The sequence below is a fragment of the Streptomyces sp. NPDC005962 genome (assembly GCF_040629205.1).
Lineage (GTDB): Bacteria > Actinomycetota > Actinomycetes > Streptomycetales > Streptomycetaceae > Streptomyces.
Window position 1 is genome coordinate 219,859 of the sequence record NZ_JBEXVE010000009.1, and the last position, 22,304, is coordinate 242,162.

General features: G+C 71.0%; 19 protein-coding genes and 1 riboswitch. Of the genes, 6 read left to right on the forward strand and 13 right to left on the reverse strand.

Annotated elements, in window-relative coordinates; genetic code table 11:
- Positions 1–2 precede the first annotated feature (2 nt).
- Both ABZ370_RS17760 and ABZ370_RS17765 read right to left on the reverse strand, forming a co-directional pair.
- Positions 3–1,355: a hypothetical protein gene (locus tag ABZ370_RS17760; protein WP_358621368.1), complete on the reverse strand. Its 1,353-nt coding sequence runs from the start codon at positions 1,353–1,355 to the stop codon at positions 3–5.
- A gap of 200 nt (positions 1,356–1,555) precedes the next feature.
- A complete protein-coding gene (locus ABZ370_RS17765) occupies positions 1,556–2,725 on the reverse strand; it encodes a cysteine desulfurase family protein (RefSeq protein ID WP_358621371.1) in 1,170 nt (389 codons plus the stop codon).
- A gap of 107 nt (positions 2,726–2,832) precedes the next feature.
- On the opposite strand from ABZ370_RS17765, the gene ABZ370_RS17770 reads away from it, so the two are divergent.
- Positions 2,833–3,681, forward strand: a complete 849-nt coding sequence (locus ABZ370_RS17770) for an alpha/beta fold hydrolase (protein WP_358621373.1) — start codon at positions 2,833–2,835, stop codon at positions 3,679–3,681.
- 388 nt (positions 3,682–4,069) lie between these two features.
- On the opposite strand, the gene ABZ370_RS17775 is transcribed toward ABZ370_RS17770, so the two are convergent.
- The 11 genes from ABZ370_RS17775 to ABZ370_RS17825 form a co-directional block, all read right to left on the reverse strand.
- A complete protein-coding gene (locus tag ABZ370_RS17775) occupies positions 4,070–4,945 on the reverse strand; it encodes an SRPBCC family protein (RefSeq protein WP_358621375.1) in 876 nt (291 codons plus the stop codon).
- Positions 4,942–5,262, reverse strand: coding sequence for a metalloregulator ArsR/SmtB family transcription factor (locus ABZ370_RS17780; RefSeq protein WP_358621377.1), 321 nt, complete (start codon positions 5,260–5,262; stop codon positions 4,942–4,944). The genes ABZ370_RS17775 and ABZ370_RS17780 overlap by 4 nt, the downstream gene beginning before the upstream one ends.
- A 46-nt stretch (positions 5,263–5,308) precedes the next feature.
- On the reverse strand, positions 5,309–5,968 hold the full coding sequence (locus ABZ370_RS17785; protein WP_358621380.1) for a trimeric intracellular cation channel family protein: 660 nt from the start codon (positions 5,966–5,968) through the stop codon (positions 5,309–5,311).
- Positions 5,969–6,009: 41 nt separating this feature from the next.
- Positions 6,010–7,080, reverse strand: a complete 1,071-nt coding sequence (locus ABZ370_RS17790) for a dipeptide ABC transporter ATP-binding protein (protein WP_358621382.1) — start codon at positions 7,078–7,080, stop codon at positions 6,010–6,012.
- A gap of 77 nt (positions 7,081–7,157) precedes the next feature.
- Positions 7,158–8,279: an ABC transporter ATP-binding protein gene (locus ABZ370_RS17795; protein ID WP_358621384.1), complete on the reverse strand. Its 1,122-nt coding sequence runs from the start codon at positions 8,277–8,279 to the stop codon at positions 7,158–7,160.
- On the reverse strand, positions 8,276–9,274 hold the full coding sequence (locus ABZ370_RS17800) for an ABC transporter permease (protein WP_358621386.1): 999 nt from the start codon (positions 9,272–9,274) through the stop codon (positions 8,276–8,278). Before ABZ370_RS17800 ends, ABZ370_RS17795 begins: the two co-directional genes overlap by 4 nt.
- A 131-nt stretch (positions 9,275–9,405) precedes the next feature.
- On the reverse strand, positions 9,406–11,172 hold the full coding sequence (locus tag ABZ370_RS17805; RefSeq protein WP_358621388.1) for an ABC transporter substrate-binding protein: 1,767 nt from the start codon (positions 11,170–11,172) through the stop codon (positions 9,406–9,408).
- 86 nt (positions 11,173–11,258) lie between these two features.
- Positions 11,259–12,263 (reverse strand): ABC transporter permease, encoded by a 1,005-nt coding sequence (locus tag ABZ370_RS17810; protein ID WP_358621390.1) that lies wholly within the window; start codon positions 12,261–12,263, stop codon positions 11,259–11,261.
- Between the two features lie 349 nt (positions 12,264–12,612).
- Complete coding sequence (locus ABZ370_RS17815; RefSeq protein WP_358621393.1) at positions 12,613–13,368, reverse strand: enhanced serine sensitivity protein SseB C-terminal domain-containing protein; 756 nt, start codon at positions 13,366–13,368, stop codon at positions 12,613–12,615.
- A gap of 154 nt (positions 13,369–13,522) precedes the next feature.
- Complete coding sequence (locus ABZ370_RS17820; RefSeq protein WP_358621395.1) at positions 13,523–14,320, reverse strand: enhanced serine sensitivity protein SseB; 798 nt, start codon at positions 14,318–14,320, stop codon at positions 13,523–13,525.
- Between the two features lie 160 nt (positions 14,321–14,480).
- Positions 14,481–15,194: an AAA family ATPase gene (locus tag ABZ370_RS17825; RefSeq protein ID WP_358621397.1), complete on the reverse strand. Its 714-nt coding sequence runs from the start codon at positions 15,192–15,194 to the stop codon at positions 14,481–14,483.
- 175 nt (positions 15,195–15,369) lie between these two features.
- Positions 15,370–15,481: riboswitch (glycine riboswitch) on the forward strand.
- 195 nt (positions 15,482–15,676) lie between these two features.
- On the opposite strand from ABZ370_RS17825, the gene gcvT reads away from it, so the two are divergent.
- From gcvT to ABZ370_RS17850, 5 genes are all read left to right on the forward strand, one after another.
- Positions 15,677–16,804, forward strand: coding sequence for a glycine cleavage system aminomethyltransferase GcvT (gcvT, locus tag ABZ370_RS17830; protein WP_358621400.1), 1,128 nt, complete (start codon positions 15,677–15,679; stop codon positions 16,802–16,804).
- Positions 16,805–16,895: 91 nt separating this feature from the next.
- Positions 16,896–17,276 carry a glycine cleavage system protein GcvH gene (gcvH, locus tag ABZ370_RS17835; protein WP_358621403.1) on the forward strand — a complete coding sequence of 127 codons (381 nt, stop codon included), beginning with the start codon at positions 16,896–16,898 and terminating at the stop codon, positions 17,274–17,276.
- 25 nt (positions 17,277–17,301) lie between these two features.
- On the forward strand, positions 17,302–18,567 hold the full coding sequence (glyA, locus tag ABZ370_RS17840; protein WP_358621405.1) for a serine hydroxymethyltransferase: 1,266 nt from the start codon (positions 17,302–17,304) through the stop codon (positions 18,565–18,567).
- Between the two features lie 149 nt (positions 18,568–18,716).
- Positions 18,717–20,105, forward strand: a complete 1,389-nt coding sequence (locus ABZ370_RS17845; RefSeq protein ID WP_358621408.1) for an L-serine ammonia-lyase — start codon at positions 18,717–18,719, stop codon at positions 20,103–20,105.
- A gap of 16 nt (positions 20,106–20,121) precedes the next feature.
- Positions 20,122–21,831 (forward strand): hypothetical protein, encoded by a 1,710-nt coding sequence (locus ABZ370_RS17850; protein ID WP_358621410.1) that lies wholly within the window; start codon positions 20,122–20,124, stop codon positions 21,829–21,831.
- Positions 21,832–22,304 lie beyond the last annotated feature (473 nt).

Genomic DNA, 22,304 nt, shown 5'->3' on the forward strand with positions numbered 1-22,304 from the left:
GCTTACGCCGTGCCGAGGACGACGGCGAGCGGGCGGCCCTTGCTGTCGCTGGAGGGCCTGGTGGCCGTGTCGTCACCGATGTAGAGCTTGCCGTCGGTGAAGAGCATCCTGGCGTCGCCGTAGGTTTCGATGTCCGACTCCACGTCCTTCATGGCGGCGGGGTGCCGCTGAATCTCCTTGATCTCGAAGGACGTGGGGTCGATGCGCACGACCCCGCCGGGCTCGCTGTAGGTGCTGCCCTGGTAGGCGAGCAGTGAGCCGTCCTTCTCGGTGCCGATGGGGGTGAGCGACCTGCTCTCGGCCATCTTCGTCCGGCCGGTCTGCTTGCCGGTCTTGAAGTTCACGCCGGTGATCTTCTCGCCGGGGCCGCCGTCGTCCACCTCCACCTCGGAGGAGAGGTAGACGGTGCTCGACTTCTTGTCGAGGGCCAGGTCCTTGCAGCCCTCCACGTTGACCGCCGGGCAGTCGGGCTGGAAGCCCTTGGCCAGGACGTCGATCGAGTTGACCAGCTTGCCCTGCTTGGCGCTGTCGTCGATGGTCAGGATGTCGGTGACCCCCGAACCGCCGTCGGAGTCGCCGGTGTCGGCGGCCACGACGAGGGGTGCGGTGGACAGGATGTGCGCGCGCTCGAACTCGCCGTCGAGCTTGTACGACGACAGCACCTTCCGCGTGGTGGGGTCGACGGTCTGGAGCTCCAGCTTCTCGGTGCTGGAGTCCGCGCTGCTGCAGCCGTGCAGCGCGACGAGCTTGCCGTCGCCGCCCGCGTAGCCGTCGTCGTCGCAGTCCGCGATGTATTCCGGCTTCCAGAGCGGCTTGCCGTCGAGCGACCAGGCGCCGCCGCCGCTGGTGCCTCCGGCTGCGACGGTGTTCCCGCTGATCGTGACCTCGTCGAAGTCGACGCCCTCGTTGCCCTCGGTGTCCGTGCCTTCCTTCTGCCAGACCAGTTCGCCCTTGTTCAGATCGACCAGGCCGACCTGGGTGCATTCGGCGTCGCTGCCCTTGCCGTCCTTGAACAGCACGGCGGTGCGGCCGTCCTCGGTGGTGTGCGGCGAGGCCCAGCAGATTTCCCCGCCGAGGTCTATCGTCCACTGGGCCTTGGCGCCGTCCGGGGAATAGCCGACGAGCTTGTCGATATCACCCTTCACGAAATTCTTACCGGTCACCCACATGCCCATGGCATTGGTGTCCTTGGTGACTTTCGGCATGTCGACCTTGCCGAGAGTCTTCGCTTCGGCGGCCCCGGAGGACGATCCGCCGTCCTTCCCCCCGTCGTCACTGTCCCCGCATCCGGAAAGGAACACCAAACCGCCCACCGCCACGGCCGCCATGACCACTCGGCCAGAACGCTGCGACATCAAATGTCTCCCGTTTCCCCGTTTTCCCCGTTAAGCGGCCCGTGCGGTTGCGTTTTTATGCGCATGCCGGGCCTGTTGACGGGGTAGATCCTTGCCGACCGCTCTTTGCGATTTCAAGCGGAGCTTGGTGTTCCGTGGGTTATTTGAAATGGGCGGGAGGACAGCGGGAATTCTTCAGTTATTGTTCGGTTGTCTTTCGGTCAGCTGAGGCCCGCGCAGCGTGCGCGTTCCACGGCCGGGCCGATCGCCTCGGCCACCGCCTCGATATCGGCCTTGGTCGACGTATGGCCGAGCGAGAAGCGCAGGGTGCCGCGCGCCAGGTCCGTATCGGTGCCGGTGGCCAGCACCACATGGCTGGGCTGGGCGACGCCGGCGGTGCAGGCCGAGCCCGTCGAGCACTCGATGCCCCGCGCGTCCAGCAGCAGGAGCAGCGAGTCGCCCTCGCAGCCGGGGAAGGAGAAGTGGGCGTTGGCCGGGAGGCGCCCGGCCGGATCGGGGTCGCCGCCGAGGACCGCGTCGGGGACGGCGGTGCGGACGGCGGTGATCAGCGCGTCCCGCAGGACGCCGATCTCGCGCGCGAACTCCTCGCGGTGCCGGGCGGCGTGGGCACCGGCCACGGCGAACGACGCTATGGCGGGGACGTCGAGGGTGCCGGAGCGCACCTGGCGCTCCTGGCCGCCGCCGTGCAGGACGGGCACGGGGGCGTATTCGCGGCCCAGCAGCAGCGCGCCGGTGCCGTACGGGCCGCCGATCTTGTGGGCGCTGACGGTCATCGCGGACAGGCCCGAGGCGGCGAAGCCGACGTCGAGCTGGCCGATCGCCTGGACCGCGTCGGCATGCAGCGGAACGTCGAACTCCGCCGCTACGTCGGCGAGTTCGCGCACCGGCTGGATGGTACCGATCTCATTGTTGGCCCACATGACGGTCGCGAGGGCGACGTCCGCGGGGTCGCGGGCGATCGCCTCGCGCAGCGCGTCGGCGTGGACGCGCCCGTACGCGTCCACCGGCAGCCACTCGACCCGCGCGCCCTCGTGCTCGGCGAGCCAGTCGACCGCGTCGAGCACGGCGTGGTGTTCGACGGGGCTGGCGAGCACCCGGGTACGGGCCGGGTCGGCGTCGCGGCGGGCCCAGTAGAGCCCCTTGACGGCGAGGTTGTCCGCCTCGGTCCCGCCCGAGGTGAAGACGACCTCGCTCGGGCGCGCGCCGAGGGAGTCCGCGAGGGATTCGCGGGACTCCTCGACGGTACGGCGGGCTCGCCGGCCGGCGGCGTGCAGCGAGGAGGCGTTGCCGGTGACGGCGAGCTGGGCGGTCATCGCCTGCACCGCCTCCGGAAGCATCGGGGTGGTGGCGGCGTGGTCGAGATAAACCATGGTGGGCCCGATTCTACGAGCCGTGGGGCGGCGGTGTAGCGGGTGCGGGGGTGTGGAGTCCGCACGGCCCCTTTTTTCTTCGGTAAGGAGTGTCTACGGTTTTACTCATGACACACTCCGACTGGGAACTGAACCGCACCTTCCACAGCACCTCCGGTGAGGTCCGCTGGGCCGTGTTCGGCGCGCCGGACGCCCCTCCGGTCGTTCTGCTGCACGGCACGCCGTTCTCCTCGTACGTCTGGCGGGCCTTCGCCCGCGCGCTCGCCGACCGCCATCGGGTGTTCGTCTGGGACATGCCGGGGTATGGGGCGTCGGAGAAGCGCGCCGGGCAGGACGTCTCGCTCGCCGCCCAGGGGCGGGTCTTCGCCGAGCTGCTCGACCACTGGGGGCTGGCGGGTGGCGGGACGGAACCGGCCGTCGTCGCGCATGACTTCGGTGGCTGTGTCGCGCTGCGGGCGTATCTGCTGGGCGGGGTGCGGTACCGGCGGCTGGCGCTGGTCGATCCGGTCGCGCTCGCGCCGTGGGGCTCCCCCACGTATCGGTTGATCGGCGCGCACCACGAGGTCTTCGAGCGGCTGGCACCGGAGGTGCACCGGGGACTGGTGCGCGAGTACATCCGCTCCGGCAGTGCGCCGGGGCTGCACCCGGACGTGCTGGAGAGGATCGTCGACGGCTGGTGCGGGGCGGACGAGCAGCCCGCGTTCTATCGGCAAATCGCGCAGAACGATCAGCGCTTCACCGATGAGATCGAGGGGCGGTACGGGGAGATCACGCTGCCGGTGCTGGTTTGCTGGGGCGCCGATGACGCGTGGATTCCGGTCGAGCGTGCGCATGAGCTGGCCGCCCGGATTCCGGCGGCGGGGTTGCGGCTGATCGAGGGGGCCGGACATCTGGTGCAGGAGGACGCTCCTGCGGAGCTGGCGGCGGCGCTGGCCGGGTTCCTCGCGGAGCCGTGAGGTGCGCCTGCGGCGGGCCCCCCACCCCGCCCCTTCCCGAAACCGGGGGCGGAGCCCCCGGCCCCCCACCGGGGCTCCGCCCCAGACCCCAGTTTCGGGGCTCCGCCCCCGGACCCCGGTCCTCAAACGCCGGACGGGCTGGGTGGTGCGGACAGGCTGGGGCGAAGACCCGGCAGGGCCCCGGCGCGGAACCCCAGCAGGAACCCGGGGCACAACCCCGGTGAGAGCCCCGGGGCTCAACCCCGACTGGGCCCAGGGGCGGAGCCCCAGTGGGGGCCGGGGCGGAGCGCCGGTGGGGGCCGGGGGCTGGCCCCCGGTTTCGGGAAGGGGCGGGGTGGGGGAATCTCGCTGCCGCCGCAGCCGAGTCCGGGCTCACGCGGCGTGGGCGTCAGCCGCGCATTCGTAGGAGTTTGGCGGCCAGGAGGGCGATGTGGCGGCGCCAGGCGGTGAGGGATTGGGCGCGGTCCGGGTCGGTGTTCGGGGGGCCGGTTTGGGTGAGGATGAGGCGGGCGCCGTGGCCCGTGCCCTGGGACAGTTCCCAGCGGACCCGGCCCGCGGGGTGTCCGGCGCGCTCCCAGTCGTAGGCCAGCGTGCGGGGGGCCTCGACCTCGGCGATCGGGCCCGCCGGGACGCCGTCCGTGCGGAAGCCGAAAGGGACGGGGTTTCCGGGTGCGAGGCCCGCCGCGCCGGTCTGGCCCGCCAGGGCCTGCCACACCGTCTCGGCGGGGCGGACGAGCTGGCGCTCGAAGCGCAGCCGCCAGCCGCCGTCCTCGGTGGTCTCCACCGCGCCCTCGGCCAGGCCGAACGCCTCGATGTACGACTCGTGCAGCTCGGCCATGTCACCCGGGGCGGCCTTCTCGCCATCGAGCCGCGCGGCCAGGGCCGTCACACAGGCGTGCCAGCCGGAGGCGAAGCTCGCGGCGCCGAAGCGGTCGCCGAAGGTGTGGGTGAGGGTCAGCAGACAGCCATCGCCGTCGGGGTGCAGTTCCCAGCGGAGCTGGTCGTCACCCCAGGTGAAGGCGAAGACGTGCGGCGGGTCCAGCTCGGTGACCACGCCCTCCATGTCGGGGGCCTCCCGGCCGGGGAAGACGAAGCCCATGCGACCCCCGACCTTGAGGTCCACCCGGACCTCGGAAGGGAACCAGTGGGCCAGCTCGGCCGGGTCGGTCAGGGCCTGCCAGACCTTCTCCGGGGGGTGGGCGATCCGCCGCTCCAGGCGCAGGGCGGAGCGGCCGCCGCCGGATTGGCTCAGGGTGTCCTTCATGGCGTGTCCTTCATGGCGCTGGTGTCTAGGTGGCGTTCCAGGGCGTCCAGGCGGTCCGTCCACAGCCGCCGGTACGGGGCCAGCCAGGCGTCGAGTTCGGCCAGCGGCTCGGGGCACAGCTCGTACCACCGCCGCTGGGCGTCCCGGCGCACCCGTACCAGTCCGGCCTCGCGCAGCACGCGCAGGTGCTTGGAGGTGCCGGGCTGGGTCAGCCCCAGCTGATCGGTCAGCTCGCCGACCAGGCGGGGGCGCTCCAGGAGGAGGTCCAGGATCTGGCGCCGACTCGGCTCGGCGAGCACGTCGAACGGTATGGGCATGTCCCTGAATATATCCCTGCGGTTATATAGCCGCAACGGGATATAGCTAGGGTTCCTCCGTCGCCGTGCTGCGCCGGTTCCACGCCCTCGGCGCCCGCCATCCGTACCGCATCGCCAGCAGCCGCACGGCGAACGCCACCACGGCCGCGAGCGCGCTGGTGGCCCCGGTGAGCGCGTCGAAGTGGATGAGCAGCGCCGCTATGGACGCGCCCACGATGGCCGGTACGGCGTACAGGTCCCGGTCCCAGCGCAGCAGCGAGGGCACCTCGTTCGCGAGGACGTCGCGCAGTACGCCGCCGCCGACCGCGGTCGCCATGCCGAGGGTGACGGACGAGGTGAGGCCGAGCCCGTGCTGATGCGCCTTGACGGTGCCCTCGACGCAGAACAGCCCGAGCCCGGCCGCGTCGAAGACGCCCACCGCGCGGGTGATCCGCTCGACCTGCGGATGCAGGAAGAAGACGATGACGGTGGCGATCAGCGGGGTGAAGAAGTAGCCGAGGTCGACGAAGGCGGCGGGCGGCACCGCGCCGATCACCAGGTCCCGGAACACCCCGCCGCCCAGCGCGGTGACCTCGGCGAGCACCGCCATGCCGAAGACATCGAAGTTCTTGCGCACCGCGAGCAGCGCACCGGATATCGCGAAGACGAAGATCCCGACGACCTCGAGCGCGTGCTGGACGGACGGGGTGACCAGTTCGATGAGCACCCGACATTGTTAAACGACGGGCCCGCCGCGCCCGCCCCGTCTCAGCTCTCGGTCTTCTTCGTCGCGCTCCGCACCGGCCCGGCGACCTGACCGGGCGCCTGGCCCGGGGCGTTCTCCGGGTGGTGGCAGGCCACCTGGTGGCCGGTGGCGAGCGCCACCAGCGGCGGCTCCTCCCGCTTGCACACCTCGGTCGCCTTCCAGCACCGGGTGTGGAAGCGGCAGCCGGACGGCGGCGAGATCGGCGAGGGCACATCGCCCTTGAGCAGAATCCGCTCGCGCCGGGCGCGCCGCCGGGGGTCCGGCACCGGCACCGCGGAGAGCAGCGCCGTGGTGTACGGGTGCATCGGGGTCTCGTACAGGGCCCGGCGATCGGCCAGCTCGACGATCTTCCCGAGGTACATCACCGCGATCCGGTCCGAGACGTGCCGGATGACGGACAGGTCGTGCGCGATGATCACGTACGTCAGCCCCAGCTCGTCCTGGAGGTCGTCCAGCAGGTTGACCACCTGGGCCTGGATCGAGACGTCCAGCGCGGAGACCGGTTCGTCGGCGACGACCAGCTTGGGCTTGAGGGCGAGCGCCCGGGCGATGCCGATGCGCTGCCGCTGGCCGCCGGAGAACTCGTGCGGATAGCGGTTGTAGTGCTCGGGGTTGAGGCCGACCAGCTCCAGCAGCCGCTGCACCTCCGCCTTGATGCCGCCCTCCGGGGTGACGCCCTGGAGCCGGAACGGCGCGCTGATGATCGCGCCGACGGTGTGCCGGGGGTTCAGCGAGGAGTACGGGTCCTGGAAGATCATCTGGACGTCGCGGCGCATCGGCCGCATCTGCGCGGTGCCCAGATGCGTGATGTCCTTGCCCTGGAACTCGATCTTCCCGGCGGTGGGTTCGAGCAGCCGGGTGATCAGCCGTCCCATGGTGGACTTGCCGCAGCCCGACTCGCCGACCACGCCCAGGGTCTCCCCCTGGCGCACGTCGAAGTCGAGGCCGTCGACCGCCTGCACCGCCCCGCTCTGCCGCCCCAGCAGCCCCTTCTTGAGGGGGAAGTGCTTGACCAGGCCGGACACCGTGAGCAGCGGCTCGGGCGTGGTGGCCGCCTGCTCCGGGACCGTCATCTTCGGATCCTTCACGTCCTTCACGTCCTGAGGAGTCTTCGTGCCCTGAGGAGTCTTCGTGCCCTGGGAGTCCGTCGTCACAGCTTCGGCGCAATCTCTTCGGTCCAGATCCGCGTACGGTCCTCCTGCGCCATATGACAGGCGGAGAAGTGCCCGGCCCCGCCCGGAACTTCGCGCAGCTCCGGCCGCTCGGTGCGGGTGACCCCGCCCTCGGGGACGTCGGCGTACGGGCAGCGCGGGTGGAAGGCGCAGCCGGACGGGACGTTGATCAGGCTGGGCGGGGAGCCCTTGACCGGGATCAGCCGCTCGGTCTGGTCGCGGTCGATACGGGGCATCGAGCCGAGCAGCCCCCAGGTGTAGGGGTGCTGGGGCTCGTAGAAGACCTTCTCGGCGGGTCCCCGCTCGACGCACCGGCCCGCGTACATCACCAGCAGGTCGTCGGCGAGTTCGGCGACCACCCCCAGGTCGTGGGTGATGACGATGACCGCCGAGCCGAACTCCTTCTGCAGATCCCGGATGAGGTCGAGGATCTGCGCCTGGACGGTGACGTCGAGGGCGGTGGTCGGCTCGTCGGCGATCAGCAGCTCGGGGTTGTTGACCAGCGCCATCGCGATCATCGCGCGCTGGCGCATCCCGCCGGAGAACTCGTGCGGATAGCTGTCCGCTCGCTTGTCCGGCTGCGGGATGCCCACCCGGTCGAGCATCTCGACCGCGCGCTTGCGGGCGACGTCCTTGGCGACGTCGTGGTGGACCTGGTACGCCTCGGTGATCTGGCGGCCGATCGTGTAGTACGGATGCAGCGCCGACAGCGGGTCCTGGAAGATCATCGACATCTCGCGGCCGCGCAGCTTGCGCACCTCGTCGGGGTCGGCGCCCAGCAGCTCCTGCCCGTTCAGCCAGATCTCCCCGGAGAGCCGGGCCTTGCGGCGGCCGTACTGCCCGGCGGTGTGCAGCCCCATGATGCCCAGCGAGGTGACGGACTTCCCGGAGCCGGACTCGCCGACGATGCCGAGGGTCTTGCCCTTCTCCAGCCGGAAGCTGAGCCCGTCCACGGACTTCACCAGGCCGTCGTCGGTCGGGAAGTGGACCCGCAGGTCGCGTACTTCGAGGAAGGCCGTCGGCGCGGGCGAACCGGCCACGGCCACCTCGCCCACCGCGGTCTCCACCGCGGCGGTCCCGGGCTTGTTCAGATCGGTCATCCGAGCCTCACTCGTGGGTCGATGACGGCGTACAGGAGGTCCACGACGAGGTTGGCGAGCACGATGCACAACGCGGCGATCAATGTGACGCCCAGGATGACCGGGAGGTCCTTGTCGCTGATCGCGTTGACCGCGAGCCGGCCGAGGCCGGGCAGGTTGTACGTGCTCTCGGTGAGCACCGCGCCGCCGAGCAGCGCGCCCAGGTCCAGCCCGAGCAGGGTGAGGATCGGGGTCCAGGTCGAGCGCATCGCGTGCCGCCCGATGACGACCCGTTCGCGCAGCCCCTTGGCGCGGGCGGTGCGGATGTAGTCCTCGCCCATGATCTCCAGCATGGTGGCGCGGGTGAGCCGGGCGTACATGGCGGCGTAGAGGAACGCGAGCGTGATCCACGGCAGGATCAGGCTCTCGAACCACTTGGCGGGGTCGTCGCCGAGCCCCTTGTAGTCCACGTCGACCCACTTCAGCTGGTAACTGAAGATGGCCAGCGAGAGCAGACCGGTGAAGTAGATCGGCAGCGAGACACCGGCGAGCGCGGCGGTCATCGCCGTACGGTCCCACAGGGTGCCCCGGCGCAGCGCGGAGACGACGCCGGTGGCGATGCCGCCGACCAGCCACAGCACGCACGCGCCCGCGGCGAGCGAGAGGGTGACCGGCATGGCGTCGGTCAGCTGCGGCCACACCGCCTGCTCGGTGCGGAAGGAGTAGCCGAAGCAGGGCCTCGCGCAGTGGGTGACATCGGAGCCGTTGGCGTAGTCGCGGCCCGCGAACAGGCCCTCGACGAAGTGCCAGAACTGCACCAGGAGCGGATCGCTGAGCCCCAGCTTCGTCCTGATGCCCTCGATGGCCGCGGGGTCGGCCTGTTTGCCGACGAAGAGCAGCGCGGGGTCGGAACCGGCCCACTTCGGGATCACGAAGAAGATGGCGAAGGTCGTCAGGGTGACGACCAGCAGCATCATGACGACGGCGAACAAGCGCCGGATGACGTAAGCAAGCACTGTGCGCGGCCCGGTGGCGGTGCCGGAACCCCGGGGTACGGGGTTCCGGCACCGCCACGCGTGGCCATCACCTGCCCTTCGGGCCTATCGGTTGAAGCGACGGTGGGGGTGGGGCGGCCGGTGGCCGGCCGTCACTTGACCCCGAGCGAGACGAAGTCGTACCGGCCGTTGTAGGCCGCCGACGAGTAGGCGTTGGTCAGCCGCGAGCTGCGCCAGGTGATGTTCTTCTCGTAGAGGAACGGCATGGACACGGCCAGGTCGGCGACCTTGTGGTTCATGTCCGTGTAGATCTGACCGGCCTTGGCGGGGTCGGTCTCCTTGAGCGCGTTGTCGAAGTCCTTGTTGATCGCCGGGTCGTTGACCTCGGAGACGTTGTAGTTACCGGTCTGCTCGATGAAGCGGCCGTCGTACAGCGGGCGGGAGAAGCCCTGGCCGGTCGGGAAGTCGGGGCCCCAGCCGGTCATGTTGAGGCCGTAGCCGCGCTTGTGCATCACGGACGGGGAGCCGGTGATGCCGGCGGACGAGCCGCCCTCGATCTCGTTGATGTCGAGCTTGATGCCGACCTTGCTCAGCGACTCCTGGAGCGTCTCGGCGGCGGGCGTCTCGTTGGGCTGGTCGACCCGGGAGACGATCTTGGCGGAGAAACCGTTCGGCTTGCCGCACTGCTTCAGCTCGTCCTTGGCCTTGGCCAGGTCCGCCTTGCCCTTGCGCTTGATGATGCCGTACGGGTCGTAGTCGTCCGCGCCCGCGACGCTCTTGGGCAGCATGTTGGTGGCGATGTCACCACCGGCCTGCGGGCCGCCGCGGGTGGTCTGCAGCGAGGTGTAGTCGGCCGCGTAGAAGACCGCCTTGCGGCAGTGGATGTTGTCGAACGGCTTCACCTTGGTGGCGAGGTCGACGTACCGGACGAAGCTCGTCGCGATGTTGTCGACGTTGCCCTTGTGCTCCTTGAGCGCGGCACCGCGGCCGGACTGGCTCATGCCGGTGGCGCTGAGGAAGACGTCGTAGTCGCCCTTGATCAGCAGCTTGTCGATCGCCTCCAGGTTGGAGTTGAAGGTGACCGTGACCTGGTCAGGCAGGGCGGCGCGGATCGGGTCGGACGACTTCTTCCACTTGTCGTTGCGGACCAGCGCCAGGCTCTTGCCCGGGGTGTACGAGGTGACCTTGTACGGGCCGGAGGAGAACGGCCGGTTGGTGTACTGGGCGCCGGTGTCCTTCTCCCGCTTGACCGGGGAGCCGGTGGGCATCGCGAGCATCTGCTCGAAGTCACCGTTGGGCGCGGCGAGACGGAAGACGATGGTCTTGTCGTCCGGCGTCTCGATCGTCTTCAGCCCGAGCTTGTCCTTGGACTTGTCCTTGTACGGGCCCTTGTACTCGCCCTTGGGGTCGAGGACCTGGCGCAGATAGCCGGGGCCGCCGGAGACGACGTCCTTGGCCCAGATGCGCTCGATGCCGTACTTGATGTCCTTGGAGGTGATGGCCGAGCCGTCCTCCCAGCTGGCCCCGGAGCGGAGGGTGTACGTGTACGTCTTGCCGCCGTCGGTGATCTTGCCGGTGGAGGTGGCCAGGTCGGGCACCAGCTCATTGGCGGCGTTGCCCGGCTTCGGCGCGTACGAGATGAGTTGACGCGAGTAGAACCGGGCGAAGTCCCAGGCGAAGCCGTAGTACTGGCGCTGCGGGTCGAGCGAGTCGAAGTTCTGCTTGTTGATGAACTTCAGCGTGCCGCCCTTCTTGGTGGACTTGCTGGCGACGCCCTTCATCCCCGCGTTGAATCCGGCTCCCGAGCCTTTTTCGTCGTCGCTGCCGCCACCGCACCCGGCGACGGTGGCCAGCAGTGCGCAGACGACAGCCGTCGCGCCGACGATCCGCCTGCTTCTCGACGAACGTAGGGATTTCATGGTTCCTGCAACCTCCGGGATAGCGGTACGTGGCAAAGCGCGGGGAAAGCTTCGGGGAGCCGCCTGACAACCGCGGCCGGGGCGCCTCATCGGGTGCCCTTGGGGTCGAGGGCGTCGCGGACGCCGTCGCCGAACAGGTTGAAGGCCAGCACGGTGATGAAGATCGCCGCACCCGGGATGATCATGAACATGGGATCGTCCTCGTAGGTGCCGACCGCCTTGGAGAGCATCTGGCCCCAGGACGCGGTCGGCGGCTTCACGCCCGCGCCCAGGAAGCTGAGCGCCGCCTCGGTGAGGATGTTGGTGGGGATCATCAGCGTCGCGTAGACGGTGATCGGCGCCACCAGGTTGGGCAGCAGCTCCCGGAAGAGGATGTAGCGGCGGCCGGCGCCGAGGCTGCGCGCGGCTTCCACGTACTCCTTCTCGCGCAGCGACAGCGTCTGGCCGCGCACGATGCGGCCGACGTACGGCCAGCCGAAGAAGCCGATGACGGAGACCAGTACCGCGATGCGCACGCCGCTGCCGGTCAGGCCCAGCAGGTCGTTGGGGAGCACCGAGACCAGGGAGATGATGAACAGCAGCTGCGGGAAGGCCAGCAGCATGTCCATCACCCGGCTGATCGCCGAGTCCACCCAGCCACCGAAATATCCGGCGATGATGCCGAAAACGGTGCCGAGGACGACGGCGACGATGGCCGCGAGGAACGCCACCAGCAGCGAGATCCGCGCGCCGTAGACGACCCGGCTGAACACGTCGCGGCCGTTGGAGGGCTCGACGCCGAAGAGGAAGTCCGAACTCATGCCGCCCAGGCCGCCCTTGGGGGTGCCGAACAGCGGGTCGATCTGCTCCTGGTGGAACTCGTTGGGCGGGTGGCCCAGCAGACTCACGATCAGCGGCGCGAAGATCGCCACTAGCACGAGAAAGACGACCACGCCGCCGCCCGCAAGCGCCAACTTGTCGCGCTTGAGGCGTCTCCAGGCGATCTGCCGCAGCGATCTTCCCTCGACCGACGCCTTGACCACATCCGCCGCTACATCGGCAGTCGCGACCGGCTCTGCGTCGGCGCTCGTGCCGTGCAATGGTGCCGTCATCGTGGTGGGGACCCCTCTCGACCGGTGGTGACCGGCCCACGACTCGCCGCTGTGGCGGCATAAGTTCACAAGGTGAGCGAAAGGGGTCGTTATCCGGGAATGCAGGAACCGCGCCCCTTGGAGCGGGAGTCTTCATCGCGTTTGTGATCACCCGCCAGTACCCACGGGCAATGGATGCCTAACCGTGATGTGCGGTAAGCGGTTCCGGTATACGGACAGTTGTGACCCGAGAACGCATCAGTAACAACCGCCCCACCGCGGGGGTTTCACGGTGAGGCGGTGCGGGACTTCGGCTCGGCGGGGCGGCTCGGTGCGCGGCGCGGCGGCTCAGGACACGCGGCGCGGCGGCTCAGTACGCGTGACGGGGCGGCGGGTAGCCGTACCCGTACGACGGGGGCGGCGGCGCCGCGGGCGGGCCGTTGTAGGCGTCCCGGTCGAAGAACGGCCGGGCGTGGACCCGCATCCACATCGCCACCGGGTCGTGCTCGTCCGACAGCTCGACCGTGGAGACCGGCAGCCCCTCCGGCACCACGCCGACCGACTGCTGCATCATCAGCCGCACCGACTCCACGGCCGGCTGGCTGTTCTCGTACAGATCGAGCCCGATGGCCAGATACGGGGCGCCCAGCGCGGGCTGCACCCAGGCCCGGCGCAGCGAGCGCACCGCGGCGGTGCGGTGCGCGTTCTGCCCCAACAGGGCGTAGAACTGCGGGATTTCGATGGCCGGTTCGGTCAGCCGCAGCGGACCGGCGGGCAGCCGGTCCAGCCCGCCCGCTATCCGGCGCAGATCGAGCCAGGGAATGCCCACCCCGCCGCCGACGGCGTGCGGGTTGAGCCACAGGCCGTAGTGGTCGCGGTAGAGGGATTCGGCGATCCGGCGCGCGTCCACCACCTCATGCGCGCGATTCCAGCCACTGGCGGCGAGTTCCTGGGCGGAGGTCACACACGGTGCGTAGCCGTGGCCGTCCACGTCCATGTTCCCGTACTGGGCGTCGGGGTCGCCGGGTGCGCCGTTCCACAGCAGCATCCAGACCTGGCCCTCGGCGAGGGCGTGCAGCAGCGCCTCGTAGGCGTCGTACCGGCCGGGAGCTACCTGCTGCAGCATCCGCTCGACCTGACCGGCAGCCGCCCCCCAATCCGCGCCCGCGCTCACCTGGGTCCGCCCCTCTCTCGGCCTTGCCCGCACTCACCGGGACGCGCCCCGCCCCGTCTGGTCATCCAACCAGCTTACGGGCCCCGGTGGCCGTCCCCGGAGTGCGTCACAGGTCACGGTCGTAGAACGGCCGTACGCGCTCCAGCATCCACGTGGCCACCGGATCACCCTGCGCGACGTCCAGCGCGACGAGCTGAACGACCCACGGGACCGGCACCGTCCCGAGCGCCCGGCCGAGCGCCTCCACCGCGAGGGCCTGCCCCTCCGGGTCCGGCGCGTCCAGCTGGACCCCGACGAAGAGCGCAGGCTGATCGCCCTCGACGCTGGCCAGCGCGCGCCGCGCGGTGCGTACCCCGGGCTCCCTGCCGAACTCGATCCCGGCGGCGGCCAGGAAGTCGACCGGCTCCTCCTGCCAGTCGGGCTCGAACAGCCGCACCCGGCCCCCGCGCGCGGGCCCGTCCAGCGCGCTGCGCCCGGACTTGCACAGCTCCTCGACGGCGGGCGGCGGCAGCGGGACGCCGACCGGCCCGTCCGGGTTCACCGCGATGCCGAGCTGCGGCGGCAGCCCGCGGGCGAACTCGGTGGCCGGGGCGACCGTGAACGACATATGGCCGCCGACGATCTGCAGGAACTGCTGCTCCGAGCTGAAGACGGGGACGTACGCCTGGCCGTCGATCTCCACCGTGGGCAGGTCGAGGCTGGGGCTGTCGGGGCTTCCGCCGTTCGGCAGCGGAATCCAGACATAGCTGCGGGCGAGCGTCTCGACGATCCGCGCTCCGGCGCCCGGGACTCCGACCGAGGCGGCGAGCACCTCTTCCAGCTCATTGCCGGGGAAGGCGGGATAAGCGCCGTCGGGAAATCCTCCGTGAGCGGGGGTTATGCCCTGGTGCTCCGGAATACTCATCTTCGTCCCAACCGCCATCTCGTCCGACCTGCACCAGCACCCTAACGGCTGGACGGCGGAAGGCCATGGGCCGCCCGGTGATCTCCACAGCACTTCCTCACCCGGACTTCCCTCACCCGGCGCCCTGACGCCCGGTCGCCGTCACTCGAAGGAGTCGCCGTCACTCGAAGGAGATGCCCCGCAGCGTGCTCGCGGTTGCCCGGTCCAGCAGCACGGCGGAGGCACAGCCCTCCGGCGGACGCCCGCCCTCCACCCGCGCCACCAGGCGGCCCATCGCCCGCTGATGCCGTCCGAAGGCGAAGCCGGAGACCCCCCGGCCGCGGGCGGCCTGCCCCTCCAGGGCGATCGCGGGGTCCACGTCCAGCAGGACCAGATGCAGCCCGCGGCCGGTGCGCCGGGCGTCCCGGGCCAGCCAGCGGCGCACCCAGGGCTGTGAGCCGCAGTCGTGGACGACGACGCTCGCGCCCGAGCCGAGCGCCCGGCGCAGCCCCGCGTAGTGGGCGCAGCGGACCAGCGGCCGGTAGACGGCGTACGGCAGCCAGCGCGGCATGCGTCTTTCCCAGGCCTCCCGGGTGCGCTGCGAGTCCACCCGCACCACGGCCGCGCCGCTCGGGTCGATCCCGGGGACGACCCGGTTGATCAGGGTCGACTTGCCGCTGCCGGGCAGCCCCGAGGCGATGATCAGGTCCCGTGCCGGGTAGCGCAGCTCCGCTCCCGCCCCGCCCCCGCGCAGGTCGTGCACGGCGGCCTGGCGATCCGGCCTGACCGTGCCGCCCATGCCGCCCTCGCCGCCCGTGCCGCCTGATCGCGCCGTCCGCTCCTGCCGCGCGGGCAGGGGTCCTGGTGTTGTCGCGTATGTTCCCTGCCCGTGCACCGTGATCGTCCTCCAAGGTCGGTCAAGCGGCTCCGTACCCCGAGAGTGTCAAGAAAAGGTAATGCCCATCAAGGAGGCCCCGGCGCGACACCGCTCACAGAGCCGCTCACAGATCAGGGGTTCCGTTCCGGAGCGGACGTGCGATGATGTCCGCGCCAACTGCATACCGGCCGCTTGAATCCACGCGGGAGAGTCCTCGGTCACCGGCAGTCGCCGGGATTTTCCGAGGCGCCGAAGGAGCAAGTCCTCCCTTGAATCTCTCAGGCCCCTGATACCGCGCGGATGAGGCAGATCTGAAAAGCGGGCCACCTCGATGTGGCTCCACCCAAGGTGCAAGCCGAGCCGGCCCCGCCACGCGGGAACGGTCACGGCGAACCTCTCAGGTTCCGATGACAGATGGGGAGGACGCCGTGCCGTCCTTGTCGTCCCCTCCGGCCCGTCCGTCCCGTCATCGCCGTGAACATGCCCTTGGGAGCTGAACCATGACCGACGCCCCGCCCACGCCCCGCCGCACCGCGCTGGACGCGGTCCACCGTGCGCTCGGCGCCACCATGACCGACTTCGCGGGCTGGGACATGCCGCTGCGGTACGGGAGCGAGCGCGACGAGCACACCGCGGTGCGCACCCGCGCCGGGCTCTTCGACCTCTCCCACATGGGTGAGATCGCTCTCACCGGGCCGCAGGCAGCGGACGCCCTCGACCACGCCCTGGTCGGCCATCTCTCGGCGCTCGCCGTGGGCCGCGCCCGCTACACGATGATCTGCGACAGCGAGGGCGGCATCCTCGACGACCTGATCGTCTACCGGCTCGCCGAGCGGGAGTTCCTGGTCGTCGCCAACGCCTCGAACGCCCAGGTGGTGCTGGACGCGCTGACCGAGCGCGCCACCGGCTTCGACGCCGTCGTACGGGACGACCGCGACGCGTACGCGCTGCTCGCCGTCCAGGGGCCGCAGTCCCCCGGCATCCTGAAGGGGCTGACCGACGCCGAGCTGGAAGGGCTGAAGTACTACGCGGGGCTGCCCGGCACCGTCGCGGGCGTGGACGCCCTGATCGCCCGCACCGGCTACACCGGTGAGGACGGCTTCGAGCTGTTCGTCGCGCCGGACGACGCCGAGCGGGTCTGGCAGGCGCTGACCGAGGCGGGCGCCCCGGTGGGGCTGGTGCCGTGCGGGCTGTCCTGCCGGGACACGCTGCGCCTGGAGGCCGGGATGCCGCTGTACGGGCATGAGCTGTCCACCGACACGACCCCGTTCGACGCGGGGCTCGGCCGGGTGGTGAAGTTCGGCAAGCCCGGCGACTTCGTCGGACGCCAGGCCCTCGAAGCCGCGGCGCGCGAGGCCGAGGCCCGGCCGCCGCGCACGCTGGCCGGGCTGGTCGCCGAGGGCCGCCGGGTGCCGCGCGCCGGATACGCCGTGGTCGGCCCCGACGGCTCGGAGATCGGCCGGGTCACCTCGGGCGCCCCCTCCCCGACGCTGGGCAAGCCGATCGCCATGGCGTACGTCGACGCGGAGCACGCCGCGCCCGGCAGCCCGGGCGTGACGGTGGACATCCGCGGTACCCGGGAGCCGTACGAGGTCGTCGCGCTCCCCTTCTACCGCCGCGAGCGCTGAAACCTCCTGCGGCCCGCCCCTCCCCACCGATCCGTCCCACCGCTTAAGACCCGTTTCCCAAGCACTCCCCCCTATCCAGGAGAATCGGACCATGAGCAACCCCCAGCAGCTGCGCTACAGCAAGGAGCACGAGTGGCTGTCGGCCGCCGACCAGGACGGCGTGTCGACGATCGGCATCACCGAATACGCGGCCAACGCGCTCGGTGATGTCGTGTACGTCCAGCTCCCGGATGTCGGCTCCACCGTCGCCGCCGGTGAAACCTGCGGTGAGCTGGAGTCCACGAAGTCGGTCAGCGACCTGTACGCGCCGGTCTCCGGTGAGGTCACCGAAATCAACGAGGACGTGGTGAACGACCCGGCGCTGGTGAATTCCGCCCCCTTCGAGGGCGGCTGGCTGTTCAAGGTGAAGGTGACGGACGAGCCGGGCGACCTGCTGTCCGCCGAGGAATACGCCGCCTTCTCCCACAACTGACCCTCCTTCTTCGATCGGGACCCAGATGTCGCTTCTCAACAGCTCCCTGCACGAGCTCGACCCGGACGTCGCCGCTGCTGTCGACGCCGAACTCCACCGCCAGCAGTCCACCCTCGAAATGATCGCCTCGGAGAACTTCGCTCCGGCCGCCGTCATGGAGGCCCAGGGCTCGGTCCTGACCAACAAGTACGCCGAGGGCTACCCCGGCCGCCGCTACTACGGCGGCTGTGAGCACGTCGACGTGGTCGAGCAGATCGCCATCGACCGCGTCAAGGAGCTCTTCGGCGCCGAGGCCGCCAACGTCCAGCCGCACTCCGGCGCGCAGGCCAACGCGGCCGCCATGTTCGCGCTGCTCTCCCCCGGCGACACCATCCTGGGTCTGAGCCTGGCGCACGGCGGCCACCTGACCCACGGCATGAAGATCAACTTCTCCGGCAAGCTCTACAACGTGGTGCCCTACCACGTGGACGCCGAGACCGGTCTGGTCGACATGGACGAGGTCGAGCGCCTCGCCAAGGAGCACCGTCCCAAGCTGGTCATCGCGGGCTGGTCGGCGTACCCGCGTCAGCTGGACTTCGCCGCCTTCCGCCGGATCGCGGACGAGATCGGCGCGTACCTGATGGTCGACATGGCCCACTTCGCGGGCCTGGTCGCGGCCGGGCTCCACCCCTCGCCCGTACCGCACGCCCATGTCGTGACCACCACCACCCACAAGACCCTGGGCGGTCCGCGCGGTGGCGTGATCCTCTCCACCGCCGAGCTGGCCAAGAAGATCAACTCCGCGGTCTTCCCCGGTCAGCAGGGCGGCCCGCTGGAGCACGTCATCGCGGCCAAGGCGGTGTCCTTCAAGGTCGCGGCCGGGTCCGAGTTCAAGGAGCGCCAGGAGCGCACGGTCGAGGGCGCCAAGATCCTCGCCGAGCGGCTCACCCGGGCCGACGTCGGCGAGGTGGGCGTCTCCGTCCTCTCCGGCGGCACCGACGTGCACCTCGTCCTGGTCGACCTGCGCAACTCCGAACTGGACGGCAAGCAGGCCGAGGACCGGCTCCACGAGGTCGGCATCACCGTCAACCGCAACGCCATCCCGAACGACCCGCGGCCCCCGATGGTCACCTCGGGTCTGCGGATCGGCACCCCGGCACTGGCCACCCGCGGCTTCACCACCGATGACTTCCACGAGGTCGCGGACATCATCGCCGAGGCACTCAAGCCCGCCTACGACGCCGACGCGCTGTCGGCGCGGGTCACCGCCCTCGCCGACAAGCACCCGCTGTACCCGCACCTGTCGAAGTAGTCCGGGTCCCGGCCTTCCGGGGCCCGGACCCTGGGGGGCGCGCCCACCCGGCGCGCCTCCCTGGGGGCGCGTCCGCCCGGCGCGCCCCCGCACCGCACCACCCCGCACGTCGCTCCCCACGCCGCGCCGTGCAGACGAAGGAGTCCCCGGTGGCCATCTCGGTATTCGATCTCTTCTCGATCGGCATCGGCCCGTCCAGCTCGCACACGGTCGGCCCGATGCGGGCGGCCCGGATGTTCGTCCTCCGGCTGAAGAACGAGGGCCTGCTCGCCCACACCACCTCCGTACGCGCCGAACTCTTCGGCTCCCTCGGCGCCACCGGCCACGGCCACGGCACCCCCAAGGCCGTGCTGCTCGGCCTGGAGGGCCACTCCCCGCGCAGCGTCGACGTCCAGTCCGCCGACAGCGAGGTGGAGCGCATCCGCACCACCAAGCGGCTGCGGCTGCTCGCCGCCGAGATCGAGGGCGGCCACGGCCACGAGATCGACTTCGACGAGTCCGACGAGCTGATCCTGCACCGCCGCCGCTCCCTGCCGTACCACGCCAACGGCATGACCCTCTTCGCGTACGACGACTCCGGCCATCCGCTGCTGGAGAAGACCTACTACTCGGTCGGCGGCGGCTTCGTCGTGGACGAGGACGCGGTCGGCGAGGACCGCATCAAGCTCGACGACACCGTGCTGAAGTACTCCTTCCGCACCGGCGACGAACTCCTGCGGCTCTCCCGCGAGACCGGCCTGTCCATCTCCGCCCTGATGCTGGAGAACGAGAAGGCCTGGCGCACGGATGACGAGATCCGCGCGGGCCTGCTGGAGATCTGGCAGGTCATGGAGGCGTGCGTCGCCCGCGGCCTGTCCCAGGAGGGCATCCTGCCCGGCGGCCTCAAGGTCCGCCGCCGCGCCGCCAACGCCGCCCGCGCCCTGCGCTCCGAAGGCGACGCGGCCGCCCGGGCGATGGAGTGGACCACGCTGTACGCCATGGCCGTCAACGAGGAGAACGCGGCGGGCGGCCGCGTCGTCACCGCCCCGACGAACGGCGCCGCCGGGATCATCCCGGCCGTCCTCCACTACTACACCCGCTTCGTCCCGGGCGCCGACGAGGAAGGCGTCATCCGCTTCCTCCTCGCGGCCGGTGCCATCGGCATGCTCTTCAAGGAGAACGCCTCGATCTCCGGCGCCGAGGTCGGCTGCCAGGGCGAGGTCGGCTCCGCCTGCTCCATGGCCGCGGGCGGCCTCGCCGAGGTGCTGGGCGGCAGCCCGGAACAGGTCGAGAACGCCGCCGAGATCGGCATGGAACACAACCTCGGCCTGACGTGCGACCCGGTCGGCGGTCTCGTCCAGATCCCCTGCATCGAGCGCAACGGCATGGCGGCGGTCAAGGCCGTCACCGCCGCGCGGATGGCGCTGCGCGGCGACGGCCGCCACCATGTCTCCCTCGACAAGGTCATCAAGACCATGAAGGACACCGGCGCCGACATGAAGGTCAAGTACAAGGAGACGGCGCGGGGCGGGCTCGCGGTCAACGTCATCGAGTGCTGACGAATGGGGGTGGCCCGTGACGTCGGCTGATCCGCCGTCCGATATTCCGGCGATACGGGTCCCGGTCGGGGACGACGCGGACCGCTGGACCAGCCGTGCGGCGAGCCGCCGCGTCCTGCTCGTCGTGCACAACGTCACCTCGGCCGGGCGGCTGCTGGACGTCCTGCCGCTGTTCCACGACGACTTCCGGGTGCAGCTCCTGGTCACCTCGACGGAGTCGTCCGCGTTCCAGGGCGGAGTGCGGGAGCTGTTCGCGGACCTGGGGCTGCCGGTGCTGCCATGGGCGCAGGCGCTCGCGACACCGGTGGATCTGGCGGTCTCGGCGAGCTTCGGCGGTCAACTCAGCGGGCTGCACGGCAAACTGACCGTCCTGTCGCACGGCGTCGGCTACACGAAACGGCTCGCTCAACCGGGGGACATCCGTGAGCCGACGTTCGGCCTGTCGCCGGAGTGGCTGCTCGTGGACGGGCAGCCGTTCGTGGACGGACTCGTCCTGTCCCACCCCGAGCAGCTGGAGCGGCTGCAGCGCGTCTGCCCCGAGGCCGAGGCCGCGTCCGTCCTGGCGGGCGACCCCTGCTTCGATCGCATGCTGGCCGCCCGGCCCCACCGGGAGCGGTTCCGGCGCGCCCTGGGCGTGCGCCGGGGGCAGCGCCTCGTCGTCCTCAACTCCACCTGGAACCCGGAGGGTTTCTTCGGCAACGGCGGCGACCAGGACGTCCTGCCCGGACTGCTGCCCCGGCTCGCCGCCGAACTGCCCGCCGACGACTACCGGCTGGCGGCCGTGCTGCACCCCAACATCTGGTACGGCCACGGCCCTGGCCAGATCCGCGTCTGGCTCGACCGGGCCCTCCGCAGCGGGCTGACCCTGATCGACCCCGTGCACGCGTGGCGGCAGGCCCTGCTGGCCGCGGACGCCGTCGTGGGCGACTTCGGGGCGGTCTCGTACTACGCCGCGGCGCTGGGCACCCCCGTCCTGCTCGCGTCCGCCACGCAGCAGCGACTCGATCCCGACGCCCCACTCACGGCGTTCGTCCGGGACGCGCCCCGGCTCGATCCGCTCGGCCCGCTGCGGGATCAGGTGGAGGAGCTGATGGCGCGGCACCGCCCGGCCGCGGGCCCGGCGTCGTTCACGACGTCGGCCCCGGGCGCGTCGGCCGCGCTGCTACGGCGGCACTTCTACGCGCTGATGGACCTGCCCGAGCCCCCGGCCCCCGCCCTCCTGGAGCCGCTGCCCCTGCCGCCGTACGGCCCGGCGCGTCGTACGGCTCCCCTGAACGTCCGTACGCGGGTGAGCGGGCCTGATGTCTGGATCGAACGCACCACGGGCCACCCGTACGACGCGGTCGGCGACGCCCATCTCGCCGTCCACGAGGACACCCGCGACCCCGGCGACCTGACCCGGGCCGACGTGATCCTGCGCGAGGGTCCGCCGGACGATCCCCGGCTGGGCGGCGCGGAGGGCTGGACGGCGGAGGTGCTGCGCCGGTATCCGCACTGCGCGCTGGCCGCGTACGTGACGGGCCCGGACACGTGCACTGTCCGCACCCGGGATCACGGCGTACTCCATCTATCGGGCACCCCGAACGCGGACGCCGACCCGGCGGTATACGCGTCGTCGCTGTACGCGTGGCAGGCGGGCGGCGGGGCGTTGCCGGTGACCCTGCGGGTGCGGGTGGCGGGCGGGGTGCACGAGGTGCGGGTGGTGCGCGGGGTGCGCGTGTCGTGAGTGGGTGCGGGTGCGGGGCCTCCGGGGCAGGGCCCTGGACTCGTATATTTTTGGCGCCGGTGCCGTAGAACGTGGGGTGGGCCGGGAGTAGGCGCCACAAATACACGTCATCGTCCAGCACCCCACCCCTGCGACCCCGCCCCCTCCCGCCGGTGGCCCAACCCTAGGTCCGCCTCCAGTTCGCCCGGCGGCGGGCGCCGGGCGGGGGTGGGCACGGCCCCGCCCCCTCCCGCCGGTGACCCCGGCCCTCCGTCCGCCTCCGGCCCGCCCGTTGGCGGCCGCCGGGCGGGGGTGGGAGCGGCCCCGCCCCTCCCGTCGTACGACGGCCACCGGCCCCCGGCCCGCTTCCGCCCCACCCGGCGGCGGACGGCCGGACGGGGTGGGCACGGGGCCCCGCCCCCTCCCGCCGGTGGACCAGCCCTCCGTCCGCCCCCGGTTCGCCCGCCGGCGGGCAGTCGGCGGGGTGGGCGACC

Bases quoted from the DNA above. Each gene is read 5' to 3' on its own strand.
- ABZ370_RS17760 (WP_358621368.1), bottom strand. From the start codon at position 1,355: ATGTCGCAGCGTTCTGGCCGAGTGGTCATGGCGGCCGTGGCGGTGGGC.
- ABZ370_RS17765 (WP_358621371.1), bottom strand. From the start codon at position 2,725: ATGGTTTATCTCGACCACGCCGCCACCACCCCGATGCTTCCGGAGGCG.
- ABZ370_RS17770 (WP_358621373.1), top strand. From the start codon at position 2,833: ATGACACACTCCGACTGGGAACTGAACCGCACCTTCCACAGCACCTCC.
- ABZ370_RS17775 (WP_358621375.1), bottom strand. From the start codon at position 4,945: ATGAAGGACACCCTGAGCCAATCCGGCGGCGGCCGCTCCGCCCTGCGC.
- ABZ370_RS17780 (WP_358621377.1), bottom strand. From the start codon at position 5,262: ATGCCCATACCGTTCGACGTGCTCGCCGAGCCGAGTCGGCGCCAGATC.
- ABZ370_RS17790 (WP_358621382.1), bottom strand. From the start codon at position 7,080: ATGACGGTCCCGGAGCAGGCGGCCACCACGCCCGAGCCGCTGCTCACG.
- ABZ370_RS17795 (WP_358621384.1), bottom strand. From the start codon at position 8,279: ATGACCGATCTGAACAAGCCCGGGACCGCCGCGGTGGAGACCGCGGTG.
- ABZ370_RS17805 (WP_358621388.1), bottom strand. From the start codon at position 11,172: ATGAAATCCCTACGTTCGTCGAGAAGCAGGCGGATCGTCGGCGCGACG.
- ABZ370_RS17810 (WP_358621390.1), bottom strand. From the start codon at position 12,263: ATGACGGCACCATTGCACGGCACGAGCGCCGACGCAGAGCCGGTCGCG.
- ABZ370_RS17815 (WP_358621393.1), bottom strand. From the start codon at position 13,368: ATGCTGCAGCAGGTAGCTCCCGGCCGGTACGACGCCTACGAGGCGCTG.
- ABZ370_RS17820 (WP_358621395.1), bottom strand. From the start codon at position 14,320: ATGAGTATTCCGGAGCACCAGGGCATAACCCCCGCTCACGGAGGATTT.
- gcvT (WP_358621400.1), top strand. From the start codon at position 15,677: ATGACCGACGCCCCGCCCACGCCCCGCCGCACCGCGCTGGACGCGGTC.
- gcvH (WP_358621403.1), top strand. From the start codon at position 16,896: ATGAGCAACCCCCAGCAGCTGCGCTACAGCAAGGAGCACGAGTGGCTG.
- glyA (WP_358621405.1), top strand. From the start codon at position 17,302: ATGTCGCTTCTCAACAGCTCCCTGCACGAGCTCGACCCGGACGTCGCC.